The organism is Mesorhizobium sp. M7A.F.Ca.CA.002.04.1.1, from assembly GCF_004022805.1.
GTDB classification, from domain to species: Bacteria; Pseudomonadota; Alphaproteobacteria; order Rhizobiales; family Rhizobiaceae; genus Mesorhizobium; species Mesorhizobium ciceri.
On record NZ_RZPL01000414.1, the window covers coordinates 1 to 3,736 of the forward strand.

Annotated in this window: 3 protein-coding genes and 2 pseudogenes; 1 reads left to right on the forward strand and 4 read right to left on the reverse strand. The window is 63.8% G+C overall.

The features are described from left to right. The 3 genes and pseudogenes from ENZ75_RS20430 to ENZ75_RS20440 all read right to left on the reverse strand — a co-directional run. Positions 1-579: pseudogene (locus tag ENZ75_RS20430) on the reverse strand (hypothetical protein); the annotation flags it as partial. 73 nt (positions 580-652) lie between these two features. After that, complete coding sequence (locus tag ENZ75_RS20435; protein ID WP_024502504.1) at positions 653-955, reverse strand: zf-TFIIB domain-containing protein; 303 nt, start codon at positions 953-955, stop codon at positions 653-655. Positions 956-1,186: 231 nt separating this feature from the next. Beyond that, positions 1,187-2,176 carry a zinc-dependent alcohol dehydrogenase family protein gene (locus tag ENZ75_RS20440; RefSeq protein WP_063167550.1) on the reverse strand — a complete coding sequence of 330 codons (990 nt, stop codon included), beginning with the start codon at positions 2,174-2,176 and terminating at the stop codon, positions 1,187-1,189. A gap of 101 nt (positions 2,177-2,277) precedes the next feature. Between ENZ75_RS20440 and ENZ75_RS20445 the strand changes: the two genes are divergently transcribed. Then, positions 2,278-3,180: a LysR family transcriptional regulator gene (locus ENZ75_RS20445; RefSeq protein ID WP_063167551.1), complete on the forward strand. Its 903-nt coding sequence runs from the start codon at positions 2,278-2,280 to the stop codon at positions 3,178-3,180. 17 nt (positions 3,181-3,197) lie between these two features. Here ENZ75_RS20445 and ENZ75_RS34380 read toward each other — a convergent pair. Continuing rightward, positions 3,198-3,736 (reverse strand): annotated as a pseudogene (locus tag ENZ75_RS34380) (peptidase S15); the annotation flags it as partial.

Below are 3,736 nucleotides of genomic sequence, written 5' to 3' on the forward strand. Positions count from 1 at the left end.
GGGGGCGGCGGCGGGAGAGCCTCCCCCTGAACCGCCGCTGAAACCGGGAATTGTGAAGGAGCCTGCAGTCTGCTGCCCTGCCGTTGAGCGGTTCTCAAATCGCGAAGCCTGGGCATTGCCGGCACCTGCGAGCGCCGGCGCGGGGCCGCGCGCGGATTGCGAGCGGAAGAACCTGATGGCCAGCATGATCGCGCCACCGATCAGCAAGGCCTGAAGCAGGAAACCGAACATGCCGGCCAGGCCGCCGAAGCCCTGACCCAAAAGCAGGCCGAACAGGCCGCCGAGCAACAGGCCGCGCATCATCGTTCCACCGAAACCGCTCATGAAGCCGGGCCTCTGCAGGCCGGCCTGCGGCTGCCGGGCCGCGTTGTTCACACCGGTGTTGGGCGTCATCGACCGCTCGACCGGAGCGGTCGGTGCTGGGGCCGTCCTGGTCGGCGGTGCCGATTGGAACGTACGCATGCCACGACTGCCGAAACTGCCGCCACGACGGGCCTCGGCATGGTCCATCGCAACCATGGAGAATGCAAGGAACAGTCCTGCAAAGAGGGCTGCAAATCGGCTGGTGCGGGAAATCATCGGAGATGAACCTTTGTCGATGTGGTTTCGGAAGTTTCAGCAAGTGCCGGCCTGGATGTCGGGCATCATGCGGTCAGTCGAACAACTCTTCGAAGAATGATTTCTTCCGCTTTGGATAGCGGTGACCGTGCGAGCGGGAATAATCGTCATCGCGGCTCTGGCCATGTTGTGGCTGGGAGAATGCTGCCGGCTGTGGCTGCGGCGCGGGCGCCGCTTCCCTGCCGGAACGCTCGATGATCTTGTCGAGTTCTCCTCGATCAAGCCAGACGCCGCGGCACTGCGGACAGTAGTCGATTTCGATACCCTGGCGTTCGCTCATCACGAGCGCGACGCGGCAGGAGGGGCAAACCATACCGAGGAGGGAAGTAGATGTCATACGGGGCTCCAAACCGAAAGGAATGAGCCCGCTTGACCGAAAGAATGGAAACGGGCCCGTTAAAGCGGTCCGACATCACAATCGCCAAAAGCGACAGTCAGAGGGGCCCGGCCCGCACCGAACAGTTAGGGATGCAAAGCCGCGGCTTCAAGGTCGATATTGCCCTGCAAGAATGATTTGTTCGCCAGCGTTGCTCAGGCAGTCACCACGATTCAAATCGTCACCACGATCTCAGATCGTCACTACGATCTTGCCGAACTGCTCGTTCGACTCCAGGTAGCGGTGCGCCTCGACGATTTGGTCGAACGCGAAGGTCCTGTCGATGATCGGCCTCAGCGTTCCGTGCTCCAGACCTTCGACGATAAACGCCTTGGCGGCCTCGAGTTTCACAGGGTTGCCGGTGATCTCGTGGACGAGGTAGCCGCGCAGTGTCAGCGTCTTGCTCAGCACCGCTGGCAGCGGGAATGGCGTCGGCTCGCGGCTGAGACCGCCATATTCGATGAGGATGCCGCCACGCGACATGGCCGCTGTGAGTGGCTCGAAGATCGGGCCGCCGATCGCATCGAACACGACGCGCACGCCTTCAGGCCCTGCGATCTCATTCAGCCGTGCCGCCAAATCCTCCTCGGCCAAGGTGACGACTTCAGCCGCGCCGGCATCGAGCAGGGCCTGCCTCTTCGCCGATGTCCGCGTCACCGCAATCGCTGTTGCACCGACCCTGTTGGCGATCTGGATTGCCGCAAGCCCGACGCTGCTCGAGGCTGCGGTGATCACCACGTGGTCTCCGCTGTGCAGCCCGGCGATATCGATCAGCGCGCCATAGGCGGTGAGATACTGCATCCAGACGGCCGCTGCCGTCTGCCAGTCGAGCGACGGCGGATGCTTGACGACAAGTCCGGCGGGGTAGGTGGCAAACTCGCCATAGGCCGGCCAGCGGATCATCGATTGCGGCGGGATGACACTGACGCTGTCGCCCGGCGCGAAATCCTTCACGCCGACACCAATAGCCTCGATGACGCCCGCTGCCTCGAGGCCAAGCCCCGAGGGGAGCGTCGGCGTCTCGATATAGGAAGCCGCGCGCAGCAGCGCTTCGGCGCGATTGAGGCCGAGTGCCTTGACCCGGATTTGAACTTCGCCCGAACCCGGTGGGGAAAGCGCGACATCCTCGATGCGCAGAACCTCGGGGCCACCATGCTGGTGAAAGCGAACTACGCGTGTCATTCGGATACTCCAAATCATCTGAACCGAATGAGCTATGCAGCCGGTCTTGCCAGGGATAAATGGCTGTAAGAGAAGAACAGTAGAAACCAGGAGTTCTGAATATGGATCGGCTTGAGAGCATGGCCGTGTTCGTCAAGGCGGTCGATCTCGGCTCGTTCGCGGCCGCGGCGGTCGCGCTTGATCTCTCCGGACCGATGGTCGGCAAGCATGTCCGGTTTCTTGAGGAGCGGCTGGGCGTGCGGCTGCTCAACCGGACCACGCGACGGCAGAGCCTGACCGACTTCGGCCGCGCTTACTATGAACGCTGTCGGGTGGTGCTCGCCGAGGCCGAAGCCGCCGATGCGCTCGCCGCCGAACAGTTTTCGGAGCCACGTGGAAAACTGCGGGTCACCATGCCGGCGCATTTCGGGCGCCATTGCGTGACCCCCGTGTTGCTGAAGCTGGCCCATCAATATCCGATGCTGGAACTCGACCTGTCGCTCACCGACCGCTTGGCGGATCTTGCCGAGGACGGCTACGATCTCGCAATCCGCACCGGCACTCTTGACGACAAGGTGGGGGTGATTGCGCGTCGCGTCGCGCGTCAGGGCATGGTCGTCTGCGCGGCACCCTCTTATCTCAGAATTCATGGCGAGCCGCAGCGGATCGAGGATCTCGCCGACCATCAGGCGATTGTCTACCGCCGGCTCGGCCAGGTCGTTCACCCGTGGTTGTTTGTGCGCGAGGGGCAACCCACGCTCGAGATCACGCCAACCGGACGGCTGCGGCTCGACGATCTCGATGCCATCGCTGACGCGGCCGCCGACGGCATGGGGCTGGCCTGGCTGCCCTGGTGGCTGGTACGCGACCGCATTCAGGCCGGCGCGCTGATGGCGCTGTTGCCGGACCAGCCGCGATATCTCTACGACTGCCACGCGCTTTGGCTGCAGACACCGCATCTGCCGCTGAAGGTGCGGCTGGCCGTCGATGCGCTGGCCGTCGCCTTGCCGAAATCGATGGCCTGATTGCCAATCGCCGCCGCTCAGTTGAGATCGCGCCGATACTCCTTGACCTCGCTGCGGTCGACGATCCGCTCGTCTCCGTCATGGGCAGTGATGTGGGTCTCGATCCGCCAGACGTCGCGCAGCGCGCGCACCGTCGCCGTCACTGAAAGGCGCGCCTGCCAGTCGCCGCGGCCATAGGATTTTTCCCAGGTGCAGGTGCCGACCGCCGAGGTCGGGTCGTCGGGGTGAATGGAGAACCGGTCGACATGCTTCGCTGAAAGGACGATTCCCGTATGCGGATGCCGCACCGTGCCGCCATCATTGACGACTTGGTAGACCGTCTCGCTGGTGACCTGGTCTGTCGAAACCGAGCGCTGAAAACCGTCGCCCTTGGCCAGAACCTCCTGCTCCATCGGCGCGGCGCTTTCCGGAGCCAGGAAGGCCCCCAGCGTGTCGTCCAGCTTCTGCGGCGCGCGCACCGGCAGGATCAGCCGGCTGTCCCCGCAATGGATCGACAGCGTCGCCTGCTCGGCGGTCGGAAAGACGATCGGCCAATGCGATGTCGCCAGTGCCAGCC